Source organism: Colwellia sp. MB3u-8, assembly GCF_014076985.1.
Lineage (GTDB): Bacteria > Pseudomonadota > Gammaproteobacteria > Enterobacterales > Alteromonadaceae > Cognaticolwellia.
In genome coordinates this window covers 1-21,508 of record NZ_JACGVA010000063.1, presented here as the reverse complement: position 1 = coordinate 21,508, position 21,508 = coordinate 1, and the positions used below count along the sequence as shown (strand labels likewise).

Annotated in this window: 20 protein-coding genes and 1 riboswitch; of the genes, 9 read left to right on the top strand and 11 right to left on the bottom strand. The window is 40.5% G+C overall.

All coding sequences use genetic code 11. The annotated features are described in order from the left end of the window. Positions 1 to 27: 27 nt before the first annotated feature. From thrC to moeA, 8 genes are all read right to left on the bottom strand, one after another. On the bottom strand, positions 28 to 1,314 hold the full coding sequence (gene thrC / locus H4J54_RS09775) for a threonine synthase (protein ID WP_182190698.1): 1,287 nt from the start codon (positions 1,312 to 1,314) through the stop codon (positions 28 to 30). Positions 1,315 to 1,372: 58 nt separating this feature from the next. Continuing rightward, the gene (gene thrB / locus H4J54_RS09770) at positions 1,373 to 2,347 is read right to left on the bottom strand and encodes a homoserine kinase (protein WP_182190697.1); all 975 of its coding nucleotides are present in this window, start codon (positions 2,345 to 2,347) and stop codon (positions 1,373 to 1,375) included. Then, complete coding sequence (gene thrA / locus H4J54_RS09765) at positions 2,347 to 4,803, bottom strand: bifunctional aspartate kinase/homoserine dehydrogenase I (RefSeq protein WP_182190696.1); 2,457 nt, start codon at positions 4,801 to 4,803, stop codon at positions 2,347 to 2,349. The genes thrB and thrA overlap by 1 nt, the downstream gene beginning before the upstream one ends. A gap of 561 nt (positions 4,804 to 5,364) precedes the next feature. Beyond that, complete coding sequence (locus H4J54_RS09760; protein WP_182190695.1) at positions 5,365 to 6,093, bottom strand: M48 family metallopeptidase; 729 nt, start codon at positions 6,091 to 6,093, stop codon at positions 5,365 to 5,367. Between the two features lie 172 nt (positions 6,094 to 6,265). Further along, the gene (locus H4J54_RS09755) at positions 6,266 to 6,670 is read right to left on the bottom strand and encodes a YebG family protein (protein WP_182190694.1); all 405 of its coding nucleotides are present in this window, start codon (positions 6,668 to 6,670) and stop codon (positions 6,266 to 6,268) included. 399 nt (positions 6,671 to 7,069) lie between these two features. After that, positions 7,070 to 8,455, bottom strand: a complete 1,386-nt coding sequence (gene dbpA, locus H4J54_RS09750) for an ATP-dependent RNA helicase DbpA (protein ID WP_182190693.1) — start codon at positions 8,453 to 8,455, stop codon at positions 7,070 to 7,072. A 113-nt stretch (positions 8,456 to 8,568) separates the two neighbouring features. Further along, positions 8,569 to 9,294: an alpha/beta fold hydrolase gene (locus tag H4J54_RS09745; RefSeq protein WP_182190692.1), complete on the bottom strand. Its 726-nt coding sequence runs from the start codon at positions 9,292 to 9,294 to the stop codon at positions 8,569 to 8,571. Positions 9,295 to 9,336: 42 nt separating this feature from the next. Next, complete coding sequence (moeA, locus tag H4J54_RS09740; RefSeq protein WP_182190691.1) at positions 9,337 to 10,575, bottom strand: molybdopterin molybdotransferase MoeA; 1,239 nt, start codon at positions 10,573 to 10,575, stop codon at positions 9,337 to 9,339. Positions 10,576 to 10,837: 262 nt separating this feature from the next. Beyond that, a riboswitch (molybdenum cofactor riboswitch) is annotated at positions 10,838 to 10,999 on the top strand. Here moeA and moaA point away from each other — a divergent pair. The 7 genes from moaA to H4J54_RS09705 all read left to right on the top strand — a co-directional run bounded on the left by moaA (position 10,986) and on the right by H4J54_RS09705 (position 16,640). Further along, complete coding sequence (gene moaA, locus H4J54_RS09735) at positions 10,986 to 11,957, top strand: GTP 3',8-cyclase MoaA (RefSeq protein WP_182190690.1); 972 nt, start codon at positions 10,986 to 10,988, stop codon at positions 11,955 to 11,957. (Overlaps the previous riboswitch by 14 nt.) Next, positions 11,957 to 12,619 carry a molybdenum cofactor guanylyltransferase gene (locus tag H4J54_RS09730; protein ID WP_182190689.1) on the top strand — a complete coding sequence of 221 codons (663 nt, stop codon included), beginning with the start codon at positions 11,957 to 11,959 and terminating at the stop codon, positions 12,617 to 12,619. Before moaA ends, H4J54_RS09730 begins: the two co-directional genes overlap by 1 nt. After that, on the top strand, positions 12,612 to 13,142 hold the full coding sequence (gene moaB, locus H4J54_RS09725) for a molybdenum cofactor biosynthesis protein B (RefSeq protein ID WP_182190688.1): 531 nt from the start codon (positions 12,612 to 12,614) through the stop codon (positions 13,140 to 13,142). The genes H4J54_RS09730 and moaB overlap by 8 nt, the downstream gene beginning before the upstream one ends. Before the next feature lie 35 nt (positions 13,143 to 13,177). Further along, a complete protein-coding gene (gene modA, locus H4J54_RS09720; protein ID WP_182190687.1) occupies positions 13,178 to 14,005 on the top strand; it encodes a molybdate ABC transporter substrate-binding protein in 828 nt (275 codons plus the stop codon). Next, the gene (gene modB, locus H4J54_RS09715) at positions 13,998 to 14,696 is read left to right on the top strand and encodes a molybdate ABC transporter permease subunit (RefSeq protein ID WP_182190686.1); all 699 of its coding nucleotides are present in this window, start codon (positions 13,998 to 14,000) and stop codon (positions 14,694 to 14,696) included. Before modA ends, modB begins: the two co-directional genes overlap by 8 nt. Further along, positions 14,693 to 15,901, top strand: coding sequence for a molybdenum ABC transporter ATP-binding protein (gene modC, locus H4J54_RS09710; RefSeq protein WP_182190685.1), 1,209 nt, complete (start codon positions 14,693 to 14,695; stop codon positions 15,899 to 15,901). Before modB ends, modC begins: the two co-directional genes overlap by 4 nt. Next, positions 15,894 to 16,640, top strand: coding sequence for a HesA/MoeB/ThiF family protein (locus H4J54_RS09705; protein WP_182190684.1), 747 nt, complete (start codon positions 15,894 to 15,896; stop codon positions 16,638 to 16,640). Before modC ends, H4J54_RS09705 begins: the two co-directional genes overlap by 8 nt. A 142-nt stretch (positions 16,641 to 16,782) precedes the next feature. On the opposite strand, the gene cgtA is transcribed toward H4J54_RS09705, so the two are convergent. From cgtA to rplU, 3 genes are all read right to left on the bottom strand, one after another. After that, on the bottom strand, positions 16,783 to 17,943 hold the full coding sequence (gene cgtA, locus H4J54_RS09700; protein ID WP_182190683.1) for an Obg family GTPase CgtA: 1,161 nt from the start codon (positions 17,941 to 17,943) through the stop codon (positions 16,783 to 16,785). Positions 17,944 to 18,111: 168 nt separating this feature from the next. Further along, positions 18,112 to 18,369 (bottom strand): 50S ribosomal protein L27, encoded by a 258-nt coding sequence (gene rpmA, locus H4J54_RS09695; protein ID WP_182190682.1) that lies wholly within the window; start codon positions 18,367 to 18,369, stop codon positions 18,112 to 18,114. A 16-nt stretch (positions 18,370 to 18,385) separates the two neighbouring features. Next, on the bottom strand, positions 18,386 to 18,697 hold the full coding sequence (gene rplU, locus H4J54_RS09690; RefSeq protein WP_077285540.1) for a 50S ribosomal protein L21: 312 nt from the start codon (positions 18,695 to 18,697) through the stop codon (positions 18,386 to 18,388). Positions 18,698 to 18,938: 241 nt separating this feature from the next. Here rplU and ispB point away from each other — a divergent pair, with 241 nt between their 5' ends. Both ispB and H4J54_RS09680 read left to right on the top strand, forming a co-directional pair. Beyond that, on the top strand, positions 18,939 to 19,910 hold the full coding sequence (gene ispB / locus H4J54_RS09685) for an octaprenyl diphosphate synthase (protein WP_182190681.1): 972 nt from the start codon (positions 18,939 to 18,941) through the stop codon (positions 19,908 to 19,910). Positions 19,911 to 20,204: 294 nt separating this feature from the next. Continuing rightward, positions 20,205 to 21,293, top strand: a complete 1,089-nt coding sequence (locus H4J54_RS09680) for an aldose epimerase family protein (RefSeq protein WP_182190680.1) — start codon at positions 20,205 to 20,207, stop codon at positions 21,291 to 21,293. Positions 21,294 to 21,508: the final 215 nt, after the last annotated feature.

Below are 21,508 nucleotides of genomic sequence, written 5' to 3'. Positions count from 1 at the left end.
CTGATCTTACGCTAACGAGCGCAGTAACTAATTGAGTAAGTAGGCTCTAAGTTCAGCAAAGTCAGTTGAACTTGTGGTGGATAGAATAGTTTCACTCGCACAATCAGCAAGCTCTTTTGGTAAGCCTATCGGTTGTCCTAAGGTACTTTCAACAATATCTTTAAATTTCGCTGGATGCGCGGTACCCAAAAACACACCAAATTCAGTATCAAGGGCATTATATTGCAGCGCTCTATAAGCAACCGCCGCATGAGGTTCACTGATGTAGCCAAGTTTAGCCAGTTGGATCATCGCCATTTGTGTTTGCTCTTCATCAATTGATACTGAAGTGACACAATCTTGCGCAACTAATCCCGCTTTTAACATATGCTCTATACGTGGCCAATTATTGGGGTTACTAACATCCATAGCATTAGAGATGGTTGCTACCGTTTCATGAGGTGTCCATTCGCCCGTTTTTAAATAGCGAGGCACGGTATCATTGGCATTTGTGGCAGCAATAAAACGCTTAATAGGTAAACCTAAGGCTTTAGCAAAAAGTCCGGCAGTAAGGTTACCAAAATTACCACTGGGAATAGCAAAAACAATATCGCTCAGTGCATCTGTACCTTTTTGACGATAAAGTTGTGCAACCGCTTCAAAGTAATAGCAAATTTGTGCCAACAAGCGACTAATATTAATCGAGTTAGCTGAATTTAATCCAATAGCCTCTTTAAGCTCTTGATCATCAAAAGACTGTTTAACAAGCGCCTGACAGTCGTCAAACGTGCCTTCTACCGCAATAGTACGAATATTACCGCCTAGGGTAGTAAACATTTTTTCTTGTAATAAACTTATTTTTCCTTTCGGGTATAAGATCACGACATCAATGTTGTCAATACCGTGAAAAGCATGTGCTACTGCAGCGCCAGTATCACCAGAGGTTGCGGTTAAAATAGTGACTTTTTTACCTTCACCAAACGCTTGTAAACATTTGGCCATAAAGCGAGCACCAAAATCTTTAAACGCCAGTGTCGGTCCGTGAAATAATTCTAGTATGGCTCTACTTTCACTAATAGGCTGTATTTGTGCTGGAAAATTAAAGGCGTCAGTGACAATTTCAGTTAACTGCTCTTCGGTTAAATCTTCGCTAACAAAAGGGTAAAGTACTTTAACGCTACGCTCAATCATCGGCAGCGCAAGTAAGGCTTCAATATTATCAAAATGGGGTAATTCTTCTGGAAAAAACAAGCCTTGATTACGCCCTAAACCTTGCTTTACCGCGCCAGAAAAACTGACTCGTTCATCGTTTTCTTTTAAATTATAAAATTTCACACTCAATTCCTATATAGGGTTTAATCTCGAGGTTTAAAGCAACAGATATTATTGCTCTTTAAGGTAAACTCACTGCACCTTGAGTATCAGCTTGGCAAATATGAACAAATCCTTCACTGCTGCCGGTCGCTGATGTTTGTAAATAATGGTTGTTTAACCAGCTAGCAAATTCTCTCGCTTTTGCTAGATTGTCTGTGACACAAAAAAGTGTTGGGCCTGAGCCAGAAATGCCAACAGCTAAACAGCCCTGTTGTGTTAAATAACTTGCCGCTTCGCTGTAGCCAGGTAAAATTGATTTTCGATAAGGCTCAGCAACCACATCAGTTAATACCGCAAAGGCTTGCGCTTTATCAGCGCGATGACAAGCATCAACAAATGTGGCTAAATTCTGCCCAAAACTGATCAAGTCAGCACGAGAATAAGCGTCTGGTAATATATCTCTTGCCGCTTTGGTTGATATTTCAATGCCTGGATACGCCATAACAAAATAACAGTCTTGAAATGGCGGTAAATTACGGGCAATAATATCGTGGTCGGGCACCATTAGCTGCATACCGCCTAAAAAACATGGTGCAACATTGTCGTAGTGAAGGCTACCACTAATTTGTGCTTCCATCTTTCCCATCATTTTTAACAGCGCTTTCTTTGAAAAGCTAAACTGATGGTACTTTTCATAAAAAGCATTTAAGCCGGCAATGGCTGCCACCACTGAACAGGCGCTAGAGCCTAATCCGCTGCCCACTGGCATGCGTTTATCTAAGCTTATTTTTACTTCAACACTCGCCTGTTTACTGGCAAATAACTCTTTATTAAACAAGAGTAAACACTGCCAAACAATATTTAGCTTAACATCACTGGGTAACTTATGTGCAAAATCACCGGTAACCGCTAATTGATCGCCGTCATTACTAGGGCTAACCGTCACCACATCACCCAATAATGTGCCATCAAGGGGTTTAACCGCTAAACCTAAAATATCAAAACCGACATTAACATTGCCAATTGAAGCAGGTGCAAATACTGAAACGCTCATTAGTCTTGTTGCTCCCATGCTAATGTTCTTAATAAATCACCAAAAACACCGGCAGCGGTTACCGCAGCGCCAGCACCATAACCCCTTAAAACGAAAGGTAATGGTTGATAATAGCGGCTATGAATCGCTAAAGCGTTTTCGCCATCTTTAACACTATATAAAGGATGTTCTTTACCGACAGCTTCGATAGTCACCTGACATTTCCCTTCAACGATGTTACCAATGTATCTAAGCACTTTGCCATCAGCTTTTGCGACATTAATTCGCTCAGCAAAAGCTTGATCTAAGCTGGGTAAATTGCTCATAAAGGTGGCTACGTCGCCACTAGCGTCAAATGAGTTAGCCAACACTGGCTCTATTTCAATGTCATCTAGTTCTAACGCCATACCCGCTTCTCTGGCCATAATAAGCAATTTACGCGCTACGTCCATACCGCTCAGGTCATCGCGCGGATCAGGTTCAGTAAAGCCTTGTTCTTTCGCTAAATTTGTTGCTTGAGATAAGGTCATGCCCTCATCAAGTTTACCAAATATATAGGATAAAGAGCCTGATAATACCCCTTCAAAGCGCACCAGTTCATCACCGGCTTTCAATAAGTTTTGTAAGGTATCAATTACAGGTAAACCTGCGCCAACGGTTGTTTCATATAAAAATCGACGGTTGGTTTTTTGTGCTGCTGTTCTTAGTGCTTGATAATACTGCCAAGAGTCGGTGTTGGCTTTCTTATTGGGCGTTACCACATTAAAGCCCGCTTCTAAATAATCCACATATTGCAATGCGAGTGCTTCATTAGATGTACAATCAACTAATACGGGGTTAATTAAATGATTTTGACGAACAAAGTTTTTAATGTTTTCGACATTCACCGTCATAGCTTGTTGACTTAAGTTTTCCTGCCAATTTGCCGCATCGATGCCTTCACTGTTAAATACCATACCTTTACTATTAGCTAAGCCATAGACTGTTAGTGAAATATTGTCTGTGGTCAATTTCGCCTGTTGGCGCGCTATTTGAGCAAGTAACTCACTACCTACCACACCACAGCCCACTAAAAATACATCGATAGATTTTTTGTGTGAGAAAAAGTTTTGATGACTCACTTTCATGGCATCAGTGCACTTTCTACTTTCGATAACGACAGAAATACTACGCTCTGACGAGTCTTGCGCAATCGCAACCACATTGACTCTGGCTTGTGCCAATGAAGCGAAAAATTTTGCCGCCACACCTTGCTGATGATTCATACCATCGCCAACTAACGACACAATCGACATTTCAGGGGTTAATGATAACGGCTCTAGTAAACCGTTTAACAATTCCAATTCAAATTCTTCTTGTAGACTTCGCTCTGCTTTAACGGCATCAGACGAGTAAATACAAAAACTAATACAATATTCGCTTGAAGATTGACTAATTAAAATTAAAGAAACATTTTCACGACTCATAGTAGCAAAAACTCGACTTGCCATACCTACCATGCCTTTCATACCAGGGCCGGAAACATTCACCATAGTTAAGTCATCTAGGTTTGAAATTGCTTTAACCCGCTTTTGCTGATCATTTTCATTAGCAATTAAGGTGCCTGGCGCGTCAGGATTACCGGTATTTTTAATTAAACAAGGGATATGGTACTGGGCAATCGGTCCAATAGTTTTAGGGTGTAAAACACTGGCACCAAAATAAGACAACTCCATCGCTTCTTGGTAGGACAAATAATCTAATAATTGCGCTTCTTTGATTAAGCGAGGATCCGCATTATAAACGCCGTCAACATCAGTCCAAATTTCGCAATACTCGGCGTCACTACAAACCGCTAATACTGCTGCAGAATAGTCTGAGCCATTGCGGCCTAAGGTGGTTATATTACCAAGGCTGTCAACACCAATAAAACCAGGCATAAGCGCAATAGTTTTGAGTTCGTTATAGATATATTGAAATTTTTCTTTACATAACACCAAATCAGCCACTGCATTCATAGCCACATCATTAGTGCGTAAAAATTTTTCGGGTTCAATAATACTGACTTCAATGGCGTCAACTGACAGTACCGATTGCAACAAGGCCACACTTAAGCGCTCACCAATACTGATAATACGCGCACGTATGTGTTCAGGACAAAATGACAGTAAGGTTGCGCCATGCAAATATCGACTTAACTGGTGTTCCCAAGTTGCTAGTACTTGCTCGCTATGTAGCGGGCAAAAACTGGGCACTGTTGCCGATAAGTCGTTAATAATATTTTCAATTGCCTGTTTAAAATGCAGTAAGTCACTTTGCAACTTTTCTTCATTGGAAATATTCTCTGCCATCGCTACAAGATGATTAGTGACGCCCTGAGGCGCAGAGACAACAATAGCAAGACTAGAAGACTTACTTTTATTTTTGATGATATTTGCCACTTCAATAAAGCGTTGACCTGAAGCCAAAGAGGAACCACCAAATTTTAATACACGCATTTTTACTCCTAAACCCTAAAACAAAAAAAGCCCGTAACCTTATAGGTCACGGGCTTTATAAAATTGACAAATTCTACACGTTAGCCGATGACCACCATTCCGGTGAGGGTGGTAGTGATAATAATAATAATTCGGCTAAGTAGAATATTCATAGGCTATAAAGTGCCTGATAAGGGTTTTTCTGTCAACTGATTTTTATGAATAAAAAAAACTAATATATGTATAAAAGTGAGGTGGATTGAATATTTTTATAAAATATTCATCTAACAGTTCTGTTTTTAATTAAGCACCTGTGATTAGCACTGACCTTTTTGTGCTTAAGAAAGGTCATCTTAGACGACTCATCAAGCCTTCAAGGCGCCAATACTGTTTTTGTGGGCGACACAAAAACTGACTTTACAATGGCTTAACACGCGATAATTTACACTCAAAGTATTTTCTCCCTGCTCAGCAAAAACAGAAAAACACCCTCAGCAATAATTTGATTTTTTGCCAAGATTACTAAAGCAGAATCCCACAGTCGAAAAAAAACACAGTCTCCACAGTGCGGTATTTAAACGACTACGACCACTGTAGATAGGCTTGGTGTTTCTGCACCCAACGCTTGGCACTTTGATATTCTGGATAATGCTCGGCAACTAATTGCCAAAATTTTGTCGAGTGATTCATGTGTTCTAAATGAGACAGTTCATGAATAATGACGTAGTCAATCACCCAAGTAGGCAGCATTTTCAATAAATAATTAAAACTCAATTCGCCACGGCTATTACAACTACCCCAACGTGCTTTATATTTTCTCACTTTAAATGACGAGGCATGCAGCGACATTTGTTGTGAAAAAATCACAAGATTATGCTCAATGTAGTCTTCAACACAGGCTTTAAACCAAGATTCGATTTGCGATTTTATTTTTGCGCTAACAATAACTGAGTTTAGAGCCTGGAGTTTATAGCGAGGGTTAAGCACAACGGTTAAACTTTGTGCTAACTTATTGTGCACAACATTTTGCTGACCAAAATCAATAAGTACGCTATGAGGCAAACCATCAATATATAGGCTTGGATGCTTACCTAGCGTTTCATCAGAAAATTGCAGCGTAAAATGGGGGCTCAGCACTCTATTTTCTGTTTGCTCGGCCACCTTTTGCTGCAACCACTGCAATTTAGCTTGTATAAGCTGCTCAACATAAGTTGTTTTAACAAACCTTGGCGCTCTAACAATAACTATTGCGTTACTGACTTGTAACGCAATAGTCTTTCGGCGCGAACTACGTATCAGCTGATATTCCAAAACGCTACCCTAAGACATCGACTTATATCAAGTTAAGTGGATGTCTTTATTAGTCAACTTGCGATAAACAACACTGTCATATGATGGCCATATGATGACTTAGTAAACTTTGGTGCAGAAGAGCAAAGTTATTCATAAGTTACTTTCACGCCTACCGGTATTGAAGCCGGTGCTAAGCGGCGTCAGATTTAGCTTTACTACTCGCTTTAACGCCAGCTGCTTTAGACTTTTTCACTGGTGCATTTGCGGGTTTAACACTATCATCTTCAACAGTGTCATTAGCTAATTCTACTGTGTCTTTAGTCTTTTTTTGACTGCTGCCAGCGGATTTTTTACTGACGACTTTAACTTTTTTTGCCTGTAACGCAACAAGTACGTCTTCACGGTTTTGCGCTAAATAAACACTCAGTTCTTCACGGATACTTTCTGAAAGCTCGACCGGTGCTTGTTCAAAAATTTCAGATAAACCATCTGCAATATCAAGCATTTTGTCGTATTCATCTGCGGCTCTTTTATCCATGAATGTTTCTACCTCTACAGCTTTTCTTATGACGACATATCGACTTTCAACTGCCATTATTATCCCTTAATTAACTATTATTTAACTATTTACCAAACTCGACTCATTGCTATGATGCAGTAAAGTCATGCATATACCAGCACCACACTAGCAACAACTGTATATATTAACAGCATCATACCCTGATTACTTTAAATTACCAAAGGCTATTATTAACCCGCACTATTTTCATCGTGCCTATCGTACGATATATGACCTTACTATGCGTTAATATTTATCACAAGGTCAACAGGTGTAAAGCTCGATATCAAAAATCAAGGTGAATTTGAAGTGATGACACTTAAGTGGTGGCACTAGGAGCTATGCTTTAGAAATGGTAGTTTGGTGACTAACCAGATACTCAAATTTGCCACTGAGTACCTGGTTAGTCACCTAGGTATGTTTAGGGGAGCAGTCTTATTTTAATTCTTTAACCCTAAAAGTGCGGCCTTTTAACTTACCATGGGTTAATTTATTTAACGCTTTTCTAATCACCATTTTATCTACAGCGACATAGGCCCAATTTGCGCCTAGTTGGATTTTACCCACTTGCTCAAAGGTTATGCCATTTTCACCAGTCAATGCACCGACGATATCGCCTGGTCGCACTTTTTGCTTTTTACCGCCGTCGATTTGTATTGTCGTCATTTTTGGCGTAAATATACTGCGCTCTAAAGCATCACTACTGGGCAATTCTTCGCCTTCAATGCTGCGCTCTAAGTAATCTTCTAACAGGCCAATTTTATAGCTGTCTTTTTTATTAAATAAAGAAAAGGCATAACCCGTGCTGCCTGCACGACCGGTGCGACCAATACGATGAATATGAACTTCACTGTCGTGGGCAATATGATAATTAAATACCGCATCAAGCGCTTCAATATCTAAGCCACGAGCGGCAACGTCAGTCGCCACCAGTATTGAGGCACTTTTGTTCGAAAAACGTACTAAGGTTTGATCTCGGTCTCTTTGCTCTAAATCACCATGTAGGGCGACAACACCAAAACCATAAGCCGCCAATTTATTAGCCACACTCTGCGTTTCTACTTTGGTATTACAAAATATGACGCTCGACTCAGGCTGATGAGTTAACAGCAGTAAACGAATCGCCATTAGGCGATCTTCATCATTTTCTACCTGATAAAAATGCTGTGAAATAGTGCTACTTTCATGGCTTGATTCTACTTTTATCACAGCCGGTGTTTGCAAATAGCTATTGGCTATTTTTTGAATCTGTTGTGCAAACGTAGCGCTGAACAATAAGGTTTGTCTTTGCTGAGGCATTTTAGCCACAATGTTATCTAAAGCCGCTTGAAAACCCATATCAAGCATACGGTCGGCTTCATCTAAAACTAAGGTGTCAACATGCTCTAATGACAAGGTGCCACGGCCTAAGTGATCTTCGATTCGCCCTGGCGTGCCAACAATAATATGTGCGCCATGCTCCAATGAACCCACTTGCGGGCCAAACGGTGTACCACCACATAACGTTAGCACTTTAATGTTATGCACAGCTCTTGCTAGCTTTCTAATTTCTTTCGCTACTTGGTCGGCTAATTCGCGTGTTGGACAAAGGACTAAGGTTTGAATTCTAAACTTTTTAACTTGTAGTTTATTCAAAAGGCCAAGACCAAATGCGGCTGTTTTGCCAGAGCCGGTTTTACCTTGGGCAATAACATCTTGTCCCGCTAAAATAGCTGGTAGGCTTTTCGCTTGTATTTCTGTCATCTCATGGTAACCCATTGATGAAAGGTTTTCTAAAAGTGCCGGTTGCAAGCTAAGTGATGAAAATTTGCTGTCGCTCAACGTAAAGTCCTAAGGTAAAAAATAATTGCCGCTATTTTACACGCTTTCGCTCAGGCAAACACAGCTTTAGGCAATTAAATTATTAACCACTTTGCAGCTGACAAAAAGTAGCATTAACTAGCCAACAAATGCATTAGCATGGTGGCAAAAGCTTGCGGTGATTCTAATGGTAACATGTGGCCAGTATGGGGGATTTCTTTTAACACAATATGACTCGCGCCGTGCAGCTCTTGTTTTAATGAAGCAAGATCAACTAAGTTATCCGCATCGCCAATCAGCAAGGTAATAGGTAAGGATAATCGAGTTAAACAAGGTATTAAGTTGGGCCTATGCATAGAAACCCTGAGTTGATGCAATAAGACATCAACCCCCAATTTGCGGTCCATAGCGACGATAACTTGCTTTATATCTTGATAACCTTGTCGATTAAGTTGCTTAATCTCTGGGTGTAATAAGTCATCAATACGCTTATCTGGAATACCACAATAACCGCGCTTGCTTATCCCATCAGTAGTACGTTGACGTTGCTTAATTTCTGCTATGGGTAAATTTTTCGGAAAATTAGACACTATCAGTAAGTGTTTAAGTTTATTGTCGAGCTTTAACGCTATGGCGCTAGCAATATAACCGCCTAATGAAAAACCGACTAATATCGCCTTATGTGCAACGATTTTGTCTGACAAAGCACTCACCACTTCGTCCATACAACCGGTATGGGGGATCACCAAAGAAATTAATCGGTGATCTTCATGACATTGCTCTTGTAGCAGCTGCCATACAGGCAACCACAAATGCTGATCGCACATAGTACCGGGAATAAAGTAAATAGTTTGTGACACTTTTATCCCTTGTAGGTTTTTTTGAGTGCTACTTGGTATAAATTATGACGCAAAGTAGCGCTCAAACAAGCGAACATTGACTACTTCTCCCGCCGGCACTCGACCTTGTTCAGCAGGTAAAACAATATAACAATTGGCCGACGAGATACTGGTTAAAATGCCGGAGCCTTGACTGCCTGTGCTATTGACCATTAACTCACCTGTGTGGTCATAAGAGAGAACACCGCGCTGAAAGTCCATGCGCCCGGGTGACTTTTTTAAATCAGTGATAGTTTTTGCTTTTAAGGTGATTGCCGGTGTTGAGTGACAATTTTGTAATTTAATCAGCGCTGGCATGGCTAAAAGGTCCGCGGTTACCATGGCGGAAACTGGGTTCCCCGGTAAGCCAAAAAATACACTGTTCGGCAATTTACCAAAGGCAAAGGGCTTACCGGGTTTCATCGCTATTTTCCAAAAGGCAATTTCACCAATTTGTTCAAGCACGAGTTTAGTATAATCTGCCTCACCTACCGACACACCGCCAGAGGAAATCACAGCGTCAGCTTGGGCATCCGCTTGAATAAACGCCGATCTTATCGCATCTTCATCATCAGCAATAACGCCAAAATTAATGACATTAACGTTTAAGTTCTTTAACATTGCCGCTAGCGCATAACTGTTACTTTCAAAAATATCACCACTGCCTAAGGGCTCGCCTAATGCTTTTAGCTCATCACCTGTGGCAATTAACGCGACATTAAGCTGGCGAAATACAGTTAATTCGTTAATACCAAGAGAAGCTAATACACCAATATCAATAGCAGACAAACGCCGACCTTGGGTAAAAACGAGTTGGTCTTGCTTAATATCTTCACCGGCGTAGCGTACATTGTCAGCCAATTTACTCTGGCCTAAAAATTTAACGCTCTCGCCTACTACTTGGCAATTTTCTTGCATTTCTACGCTATCACAACCAGCAGGCATTTTAGCGCCCGTCATAATACGAATACATTCACCTGCACCACAAATCCCTGCAAAAGGCTGCCCGGCCATAGAGCGACCAGCTAAACTCAAGCTCGCTTGCTTGGCCAAACTAGCATAGGCAAAAGCATAACCATCCATAGCAGAATTATTATGCGGTGGCACATTAATTGGGCTAGTTATATCTGTTGATAAAACCCTACCTAAGCTTGCAGCTAAGCTAATATTTTCAAGGTCAGTAATCGGGGTAATAGCCGCTAGCATGGTTGCTAGTGCTTGTTCAAAGGGCATTAATCCGGGTGCAGAATAACAATCAAGCATAATAAACTCTTCCAACTTATATTGTGTTTTATATCTCTAGCTTTAACTAAGCGCATTAAAACAGCGCGATTAAGCAACATTTGATTTTATACCAAGTAGAGCACTTATTTAATCAAATGGTACGAGTTATCTAATTTTTAAATAATAATTATATTATTGAATGTCATTTACTATAACAAAGGTCTTTGTCTGTTATAGTGATCGCAATCATACTATGCTTATAAGTGGATGATATAAAATATTTAGATAGATGATATAAAATATTATTTTTTTTCGCCGAGCTATCTTAGCTAAATTAGTTGCTGTGCAACTAACATGCTGTTTTAGCCGTAAACCAAATTTAATTTTAATTTTGAGTTTGCCAGGGTTAACAAGGAAACTTGTTTACCTCCCGACATTGGAAAGGTGACATGTTAACAGACAACTTCGGTCGCAAGTTTTACTACTTGCGCCTATCAATCACTGACGTATGCAATTTTAGCTGCGACTATTGTTTACCCAATGGCTATCAATGTGATAACGATAGAAAATTTCTTACACTGCCTGAAATAACCCGCTTAGCTTCGGCGTTTTCTGCTATGGGTACGGAAAAAATCCGTATTACCGGTGGTGAGCCCTCTTTACGTAAAGACTTACCTGAAATTATTGCACGATGTAAGCAAACGCCTGGCATTAAAAAGGTTGCTATTACCAGCAATGGTTACAAACTTCCTGAACATTTGCCTGCTTGGATAGATGCCGGCATTGATGCTATAAATATCAGTATTGATACTTTAGACCCAAGACAATTCCATGCTATTACTGGCCACGACAAGCTTAAACATATCCTCAAAGGTATTGATATGGCAGTGGCGGCTGGCAATATAGATGTTAAAGTTAATACCGTATTAATGCGTGAATATAATGGCTACGACATCGCCAGTTATTTAGCCTGGTTAAAAGACACCCCCATTACCTTACGCTTTATTGAATTAATGCAAACGGGTGATAACAAAGAATTTTTTGATGCTCAGCACGTTCAAGGCTCGCGGATAAAACAAAATTTGATTTTAGATGGCTGGTTACCGGTTATTAATGACAAGGCGGCAGGACCAGCACAAGAGTTTTATCACCCTGACTATGCAGGTAAAATTGGCTTGATCATGCCTTACTCTAAAGATTTTTGTAATACCTGTAATCGCTTACGAATAAGTGCCATAGGTAAATTGCATTTATGTTTATTTACTGAACAAGGTTTGTCGTTGAAAGACTATTTGAAAAGTGATGATGTTGAGCCTTTAAAAGAGGCTATCACCCATATGTTGACTGATAAAAAGCAAACGCATTTTTTACATGAGAAGCTGACTGGTGCAACGAAAAACTTAGCTATGTTGGGCGGTTAATGCCAGTGAAAAATACTTTATTTCAACCCTGTTTAGGGGTGGTTTTAGCTGGCGGTAAATCTTCCCGTATGGGACAAGATAAAGCCAGCTTGCAACGGGAAAAACAAGACATGCTCAGTTATAGCATGTCTTTACTCAAAGCTGCCGGCAGTTCACAAGTACTGGTGAGTGGTGGTGAACAAGGAATTGATGATCTCGTTGCAAACCTCGGCCCACTTGGTGGTATTCAAAGTATTATCAAACAATTTAAACCCCAAGCACTATTAATTTTACCGGTAGATTTACCTTTAATGACCTCGGTAGAACTTGCAACATTAAAGCAAGTAGGCGAATTGAGTAACCAAGCATGCTACTTTACTGATAATTACTTGCCCTTGTATTTACCGGTTAATGCCTTTGTTGAACAGTTTTTTCAACAACTTTTAACCAAGCCGCATTCACAACTAAAGTCAAAAGCAAGCTTTAGTCATGAACACGTCAGTGCGGATCAAGCAGCCAGTAAGCGAAATTTAACTGGGCCTTCTGTGCGCAGTTTATTAGCACAAATTCCGCATAAGGTGGTTACACCAAAAAACAGCAAATGTTTATTTAACACCAATACGCCTGAGCAATGGCAACAGGCGCAACATTTATTATCTTTGCAAAGGAAATCTCATGTCTAGCAAATCTTCTATTCATTGTGGCGATGACTTCGTGCCATTAAATATCGCCGTATTAACTGTTTCAGATACCCGAGAAGAGCACAACGACACCTCGGGCCAGGCACTCGTTGAACGATTACAAGCAGCAGGCCATACCTTAGCCGCTAAAGCAATTTCAAAAGACGATGTTTACCAACTACGCGCTGTAGTTTCTCAATGGATCGCTGACGACGCTATACAGGTAATATTGACTACTGGCGGCACGGGTTTTACCGCAAGAGACAATACACCAGAAGCGTTATTACCTTTATTTGACAAAGACATTGAAGGTTTTGGTGAAGTATTTAGAACGATTTCTTTAGCTGAGATTGGCACTTCAACCATTCAATCTCGTGCCTTTGGTGGCATGGCGAATAGCACAGTCATTCTATCTGTACCCGGTTCAACCAACGCTTGTAAAACGGCTTGGGACAAATTAATTGTTGAGCAACTGGATGCTGGTCATCGCCCCTGTAACTTTGTGCCGCACCTAAAGTTTACATAGCATCAGCTTTATCGATAGCACTTATGCAAAAGTTTATGCCAAAGCTAATACAAAAGTTAAGACAAAAGTTACTCTCGCTATGCGTTATTTGGCTGGCCTTACAAGCCAGCTATGCTTGTGCACTCGACAAACCAAAACAGGCTAAGCCCTTACGCATCGCGGTATCCGCAAACTTTGCGCCTGCCCTTAAAATATTACTGGCTAACCAACCCAAAAAAGACGCTATTGACGTTCAAATAATCAGCGCAGCGACCGGTACCTTATATCTGCAAATAAAACACGGCGCACCCTTTGATTTGTTTTTATCTGCTGATTCAACACGACCTGAATTACTCGAACAAGAAAAACTAATAATAGCTGACAGTCGCAAAACTTATGCCTACGGGCAAATTGCTTTGTGGTCAGCTACTCAAGCATTATCTGGCTTAAGTGAGCTTAATCATTATTCCGGTAAGTTAGCTATTGCCAATCCAGATACCGCTCCCTATGGCAAGGCTGCTCAACAGGCGTTAACAAAATTATCGCTCTGGCCGCAGGTTAAAAACAATTTAATCACCGGCATGAATATCAACCAAACCTTTCAACAAGTTCGTAGTCAAGCTGTGCCGTTTGGCATTGTGGCGTACAGCCAATTAGCCATGAATAAATATCAGGGGATCATTATTCCGCCTAAATATTATCAGCCCATTGCCCAGCAATTAGTGATTATTAAATCTAGCCAACAAGTCAAATTATCACAGCAAATCAGTGATTTTATTTTACAGGAAAATAACCAAGAGAAATTAGTCCAACTCGGTTATTTACCGATAAAATCAATACCATTGATAGAAAAAAATAACCAGGTCAATGCACAATATGACTGATATTTCAGCCGACTTACTCGCGCTTATCACCACCTTGAAAATGGCGGCGGTGACTACGGTTATCTTGCTCATAATAGGTACGCCAATGGCGTGGTATTTAGCAAAGTGGCAAAGTCGATTCAAAGTTTTTTTTGAGGCCGTGGTGGCTTTACCCTTAGTATTACCGCCCACCGTATTAGGCTTTTACTTACTGCTAGCCTTTTCACCCACCTCCTTACCAGGGCAGTTATGGCAAAGTGCTACGGGCAGCCAGCTCGCCTTTAGTTTTAGCGCTATTGTTATAGGCTCAGTACTCTATTCACTGCCCTTTGTCGTACAACCCTTACAAAAAGCTTTTGAACAGCTAGGTGATCACCACCTTGAGGCAGCAGCTATGCTGGGTGCTGGCCCAATAGATCGTTTTTTTAGTGTGGTACTGCCGTTAACTAAGGCCAGCTTTATTACGGCAACCGCATTAGGTTTTGCGCATACCGTAGGTGAATTTGGCGTGGTGCTGATGATTGGCGGTAATATTCCTGGCGAAACCCGGGTACTCTCTATCGCTTTATTCGATCATGTTGAAGCCTTTAATTACGCTAACGCCCACCTGCTCTCGGCTGGATTATTAATTGCCTCATTAATACTCTTGTCTTTGGTTTATTTATTGGGTAATAACTTCAATAAAAAACAGCAAGGGGCTGTGAAGCTATGAGCCGCATAAATAACTCAAATAACTCAAGCGAAATGAGTGAAGAACAGCTAGCCGTTGACCAGCCCAAAAGTGCTGCCCCCCCTACATTAACCTTGGCGTTTAAATTGGCGTTTAGTCATCTTGAAATAAGCATTAAACAAAACATTAGCATTTCAGCGATTACCGGTATTTATGGAGATTCTGGCTCAGGAAAATCAAGCTTACTACGCGTTATCGCTGGCCTTGAACCGCGAGCAAAAGGCCAAATATCATTAAATGGCACAGTGCTACAAGATAGCGACAACAAGGGTTTTATTAAAGCTGAGAAAAGGCAAATTGGGCTAGTTTTTCAAGACAGTCGTTTATTTCCACACTTAAGTGTTTACCAAAACTTAGCTTATGGCGCAAAACGCCAAACCAACCGGCAACTGACCATTGAAAAAGTACTGGCGTTAACACAATTAAATCAACTACAGCATCAAAATGTCACGCTGCTGTCTGGTGGTGAAAAACAAAGGGTATCGATTGCTAGGGCGCTATTAGCCGAGCCTAAATTATTATTATTGGACGAGCCTTTCAGTGCCTTAGATAAAAGCACTAAATCACAAATGTTGACGATATTAAAAGCTATTCAACAACAGCTTCAGCTGCCTATGCTTTATGTCAGTCACAGTTTAAGTGAGTTACAATATATCGCCGATCAATTGGTGGTAGTTTCAGCAGGAAAAATAACCCAAGTAGCCCCTATTCACCAAGCGATCCACCAGCTAAACAGTCGCGGTGAAACTAGCCCTAAAACCAGTTTGTCATTAACTATCGCTGAACATTTACCTGATTACGGCCTAACCCGACTGACACTACCGGCAACAAAGAGCACAAGCAAAAACCATAATATCTACTTGCCCATACTAGAACAAAGCAATAGTCAGCGCTTAATTTCTCAGCAGTTACCTTGTATTATTTATGCTCGCGATATTAGCATCAGTAAAACCAAACCCGAGCACAGCTCGATTGTAAATCACCTACCGGCAAGCATTAGCGTTATACAATACAACAAAACCAATGCGTTAGTGACATTAAAAACTAACGAGCAAGAGTTTTACGCCCAAATAAGTTTATGGTCAGCAAAACGTATGGCGCTAACCACACAGTCAAAGGTGTATATTCAATTTAAAGCCAATGCCGTACATAGTTATTATTTTACGGAGCCAACAGCCAATGCTTAGTAACCAAGAAAAAATACGTTTTAGCCGTCAAACCATGTTAAAAAATATGGGCGAACAAGGTCAACAAGCGCTTAAGAAGGCCAGTGTGTTAATTATCGGTGTCGGTGGTTTAGGTAACCCTGCTAGTCTGTATTTAAATGCCGCCGGTGTCGGTAATATTTACTTAGCCGATGGCGACAATATTGAACTTAGCAACCTGCACCGCCAAATATTGTTTACCGAAACAGATATTGGCCAAAATAAAGCCGACACGAGTGCAGAAAAGTTGCAACAGCTTAATAGCGCTACCAACATTGAAGTGCTCGATGAGATGCTCGATGCAGAACTGGCTGATTACTATCTGCCACTGGTTGATTTAGTACTTGACTGCACCGACAAGATAAACAGCCGTTATTTAATTAATCAAAAGTGTATTGAACATAAAAAACCTTTAATTATTGGCGCCGCAACAGGCTTTGACGGACAACATATGTTTGTTAATCCAAACATAGCTGACAGCGCATGTTATCAATGTTTATTTCCTGCCAATAAGAAGCCGCCAGAAAACAATTGCCAAACCCTCGGCATATTAGGCCCAGTACTGGCTATTATTGGTGGTATGCAAGCATTACAAGCCATTAAGTTTTTAACTGGCCATGCAGTCGCCACAAATCAATTGAATATTTTTGATGGTTTACATAATTCATGGCAGCAATTCACCCTAAAAAAGCAAGCTAATTGCCCTATTTGCTCAGGTTAAATTTTAACGGGATATATGGGGTATGTGGAATTTATTTGGTAAGACTGGTGGCTTATCAGCTAAAATAAGCCACCTTTTAACATTTGCTTTGGCGTTTAAGCCTATGGTTAAGGCTTAAACTGAACTCAGTTTAGATCAAGAATTACTTACGATATTCAACTTCTACATCGTAATCGTCTTCGTCCCAATCTTCATCATCAAGATCATCTTCGAGTTCTGCAATAGTATCTTCGTGATAGGTATCCCATTTAAACTCAACAGTTTTACCATCAACAGGTGCAGCTTCTTCTTCTGGTGGCAAGGCTTCAATAAAGCCCATGACACCTTGACACAAATCGTCAGTACCGGTGCGATTAACGGCTGAAATACTACGAACTTCACCTGTCCAGCCTAAGCCTTCAATAACCCGCTCAGTAATTTCTTTTGCTTCTTCTTCAAGTAACAAGTCTAACTTGTTGAAGACTAACCAGCGTGGTTTGCCAGCAAGCTCTGAAGAATGTGTTTCTAATTCGCCAATAATAGTTTTTGCATTCTCTAATGGGTCTGAGCAATCAACTGGCATGACATCAACCACATGCAATAAAATACGACAACGTTCTAAGTGTTTTAGAAACTGTGTACCTAAACCTGCGCCGTCAGCAGCACCTTCAATTAAGCCTGGAATATCGGCAATAACGAAGCTACGTTGAGGGTCTAAGCGCACAACGCCTAAATTAGGTACTAGAGTAGTAAACGGGTAGTCTGCTACTTTTGGCTTCGCGGCCGAAACACTGCGAATTAAAGTAGACTTACCTGCGTTTGGTAAACCGAGTAAACCAACATCGGCAAGCAACAACAACTCAAGTCTTAAGTTGCGAATTTCGCCTGGGGTACCATCAGTTTTCTGACGTGGTGCACGATTGGTACTACTTTTAAAACGTGTATTACCCAAACCATGCCAACCGCCTTTTGCTACCAGTAGCGCTTGGTCATGGTGAGTTAGATCACCGAGTTGCTCACCGGTATCAATATCTGCAGCACGTGTACCTATAGGAACTTTTAAGTACAAGTCTTCTGAGCCTCTACCGGTACAGTCACGGCTTCTGCCATTTTCACCACGTTTCGCGCGATGAAATTTTTCAAAACGGTAATCGATTAGCGTATTCCAGCTTTCATCAGCAATTAAGTAAACGTCACCACCATCACCGCCGTCGCCGCCGTTTGGTCCACCGAACTCAATAAATTTTTCTTTACGAAAACTGGCTAAACCATTGCCACCGTCTCCGGCCTCTACGCGAATTTCTACTTCATCTACGAATTTCATGGTGTTTTAAAACACTCCAAAATTTTATTTTCTGCTACACATTATAAATGATTTATTTCAAATAGTTTTGAAAAATGTCATTTTTTATACAATTTGTAACGAATTACTATAAATTACCTGCAAAAAAAAACCCTGCGTAAAAGCAGGGCTTTATAAGTTTGCGTATTACTACTCAGCAACAATACTTACAAACTTGCGGTTTTTAGGACCTTTAACTTCAAATTGTACTCTACCATCAGATAAAGCAAATAGAGTGTGGTCTTTACCGATACCCATGTTGCTACCAGCGTGGAAACGAGTACCACGTTGACGAACAATAATGTTACCCGCTGAAACGGCTTCGCCGCCAAAACGCTTAACACCTAGGCGTTTAGCTTCTGAATCACGACCGTTACGTGTACTACCCGCAGCTTTCTTATGTGCCATTGTAAATCGCTCCTAGTTAGCCGTTAATGCCAGTAATTTTCACTTCAGTGAACCATTGACGATGGCCCGCTTCTTTACGTGAATGCTTACGACGTTTAAATTTAACAATTTTAACTTTGTCAGCGCGACCTTGGTTTACAACCTCAGCAACAACTTTACCACCAGCAATGTAAGGCGCGCCTACATTGATGCTCTCGCCATCGGCGATCATTAAAACGTTTTCGAATTCTACTGCAGCACCAATTTCAAGTTCAATCTTCTCTAAACGAACTGTTTGGCCTTCAGTTACACGATGCTGTTTACCACCGCTTTGGAATACCGCGTACATAGCTACTCCGTACTGCGTCATCATCTATGGATGACGCTTAAATTTAAAATTATAGGGCGCGAATTCTACGCGAAGAAATCAGTGAGAGCAAGCATAAAAATGATGATTTATTGTTATTTTTACTAAACTAAAAACTTATCACTCGGAAAACTTCTATCGTCATGAATTTCGTGTAAAATTACCCCGTGAAATTACTAGTATTCTAACACTAAAGTACATCTAAGGTAACTTGTTACGTTCTATGAATATCAAAAATATCCAAGCTTTGGCTCAACAAGACATGACAGCTGTCAACGATCTTATCTTTTCAAAACTTCATTCTGATGTTGCGCTGATTAATCAATTAGGCGTTTATATTATTAATGGTGGTGGTAAGCGTATGCGTCCCCTACTCACGGTATTAGCGGCAAGAGCTATTGGCTATCAAGGCCATGAGCATTTACAACTTGCAGCAATAGTTGAGTTTATCCATACCTCAACCCTGCTACATGACGACGTTGTAGATGAGTCAAATATGCGCCGAGGCCGTGAAACCGCCAATGCTATGTTTGGTAACAGTGCTAGCGTGTTGGTAGGTGATTTTTTGTATTCTCGCTCATTTCAAATGATGAGTGAGTTACGTAATTTAAACATCATGGATATTTTATCCGATGCAACCAATATCATTGCTGAAGGTGAAGTGCTGCAATTAATGAATTGTAATGACCCCGACACCACAGAAGATAGCTACATGAAGGTTATTTACTGCAAAACAGCTAAATTATTTGAAGCCGCCACGCGACTTGCTGCCGTCATTGCCAAACAAGATCAAGCAACAGAAACCGCCATGCTAAATTATGGTAAACATTTAGGTACTGCCTTTCAGCTTGTTGACGACATTATGGATTATACCGCTGATGCACAAGCCATGGGCAAAAATGTTGGCGATGATCTCGCTGAAGGTAAGCCTACCCTGCCACTTTTATACGCTATGGCACATGGCAATGAACAACAAAAAAGTATGATCCGCAACGCAATTGAGCATGGCGATGGTATGGAGCATTTAGACGATATACTCGCCGCCATGAAACAAACTGGCGCTTTAGTCTATACCCAAGATAAAGCCGAGCAAGAAGCAGATAAAGCCATTAATGCGATTGCCATACTGCCTGAGTCAGCATACAAACAAGCCTTAATTTCATTAGCCCATATAGCCGCTAATCGCAGCCATTAAGTCTCTAGCCAAACAACAGTTGGCTTATACCCGTGACCATTGAAAGTGCTGGAATTTAGGGCGAGGATAAAATGTAAGATACAAGGCGTGTGATTGAGTAATAGCTCGCTATTGGGATTGAACACAACGCAGTAGCTGATTTTTTAGACCGTCATAAAACCTGCATCGTCATTGATTACGGGTATATAACTCACTGTTGTTTGTATTTATTCCTTGAGATAATTTTGTAGCGCTAGTAAAGCCATAAAAATATTTGCTATAGTCTTCTTATTATTTTTGATAGTGGTATAAAGCATGCCAAGCCAGCCCAAAATTAACCGCCTAAGTATTACTCAACGCGCCTTTGGCACTTTAAGTAATGGCGAAAGCGCAACACTTTTTACCTTATCAAATACTCACGGTGTTCGAGTAAAAATCAGTAATTACGGCGGCATTATTGTTGCTTTGGAAACCTTAGATAAAAATGCTGTTTCAAACGATATTGTCTTGGGTTATGACGACATTAAAGCTTATGAAAATGACCCTTATTATTTAGGTGCTATTATCGGGCGTTATGCCGGTAGGATAGATCAAGGACTCTTGTCTATTGACGATAAAACTTATCAGCTTGATATCAATAATAATGACAATCAGCTTCATGGTGGTCACAAAGCGCTAAACAAAAAACTCTGGCAGGCAACCACTGAAAGTTCAGCTGAAAAAGTCAGCTTAATACTGCAACATACGAGTCCTGATGGTGATAACGGTTTTCCAGGTAATGTCGAGTTCACAGTAAAATATAGCCTTAATTGTCGCAACGAACTAACCGTTGAATACTTTGCCAATACCGATAAAACTACCGTAATTAACCTAACTCAGCATAGCTATTTCAACCTCGCTGGGCATAAATCTGGTGATATCTATCAGCACCAGATTCAAATAAATGCTGATTATTTTTTACCTATGAATGAAAATATTTACCCAACAGGTGAAATTAGAGCCGTGCTAAATAGCGCGCACGACTTCAGTCAGTTATCCGCTTTAGGTAAAAATATTAATTCAAACGACGAACAAGTGATTATCGCTAAAGGGTACGATAATTATTGGTTAAGCAATGATAATGTTATCAGTGGTGAAATATTTGCAGCAAGAGCATTTGAACCTAACTCTGGCAGGCAATTAACTATGTATAGCGCTCAACCTTGCTTGATTTTATACACAGCTAATTATATTGATGGCAGCCAAACAGGTAAAGAACACTGGGTTTATCAACAACATGCTGCATTTTGTTTTGAACCACAAAACTTAGCTACCCGTATTAATGGCGCTAATATAAACAACACCATAGTGCGACCAGACCAGCCTTTTTATAGCCAAACTCGCTTTGTGTTTGAAACGGTATGACGTGAATTACCTATGCATCAGTGCTCGTTGTGGGTTCGCGTTTATGCTGTCGAATAGGCAGTTAGCATGATGGATTATCATGCTAATTATGTCGCTAAATCAAGATGATGGACTAAAGTCCAACAAAGAACCTACAAAAAAAGCAACTACACTTATCGCTATTTTCTACTAACTGATAGCTGATAGCTGATAGCTGATAGCTGATAGCTGATAGC